Genomic DNA, 1,282 nt, shown 5'->3' on the forward strand with positions numbered 1-1,282 from the left:
TGACCTAAATAGTTAAAGCTAACTCTTGGTAATTGATTAAACTCAAATTCCTTGGCTTTAACAAAACTACCAAATCCTATGCCCTTATCTGAGATAGATCTTAAACTCTCCTTAATATTCTTAATCGTAGAGCTTAAGTCATCCTTAATCTCTAGTAATGTCGGATACATCGTTGTAAACCATCCTACTGTGCTATTAAGTTCAACTCCCTCTTCTATATACTCTCTACCATGACCCTCTAAAGTTATTCCTTGAACATCTCTTTCATTTATTTCTCTAAGTGAATATGCTAACGCTACAAGTAATAAATCATTTATCTCTGTATGATAGACCTTATTACCTCGCTGTAATAAACTCTCAGTCTGCGTTTTATTCAGACGGACTTCTCCTAGACTAGGTTTACTACTTATCTCAGGATAGCTAGGAATATTAGATAATATGTTTTTCCAATAACCCAACTGTTCTTTATTCTTACTAGAATATTCTTTAACTAAATCAGTATATTGTCTATAACTAGTCCCTTTAGTTGATAGCTCTTCTTCATTATATAATGATCTAAAGTCTTCTATTAATATACGCCAACTTACTGCATCTACTATTAAATGATGCAATGCAAAATATAATCTTGAACTACCATCATTAAACCCGTGTAAGTAACCTATACTCCATAATGGTCCATTCTCTATATCAAAATCACTTTGCCAAGTAGTTAATTCATTCTCTATCTCTTCTTGAGTTAAACTACTTACATCTAATATTCTTAATTTAGGAATATCCATACTTGATCTATATACCTGAGTATAACTACCATCTGCTTGCTTAACATAATTAACCCTTAATATATCATGATGTGATACTAAGCTCTCAACTATAGAATCAAGCTTAGATATATCTAACTTAGGGGCCTTAACTAGGAATGATTGATTCCAGTGATTATAAGCCTTAAAACTTCCATCATTGACTTTCTCAAAGAACCATTCTTGTATTGGTAATAATCCAAATTCTCCCTCAAGGATTCCTTCTTCTTTAATTATAGTTACTTCAACTTCTGATTTAGATAATAAATAATTAGATAACTTACTTACTGTTCTATAATCAAATATATCTCGTACACTACAATCAATTTCATTACGACGTAATCTTGAACTTAATTGAATACTTACTATTGAATCTCCACCTATCCTAAAGAAATCATCTGTAATACCAACTTTCTCTAAACCAAGTACTTCTGCAAATATATTACATAATTTTTCTTCAAGCTCTGTACTCGGGCCTACATAAC

Annotated in this window: 1 protein-coding gene; it reads right to left on the bottom strand. The window is 31.3% G+C overall.

The annotated features are described in order from the left end of the window. A partial coding sequence (locus tag F3D62_RS12540) for a condensation domain-containing protein (RefSeq protein ID WP_224732703.1) occupies positions 1-1,282 on the bottom strand: 1,282 nt, incomplete at both ends.

The sequence above is a fragment of the Francisella sp. SYW-9 genome (assembly GCF_008711465.1).
In the GTDB taxonomy this organism is placed as follows: Bacteria; Pseudomonadota; Gammaproteobacteria; order Francisellales; family Francisellaceae; genus Francisella.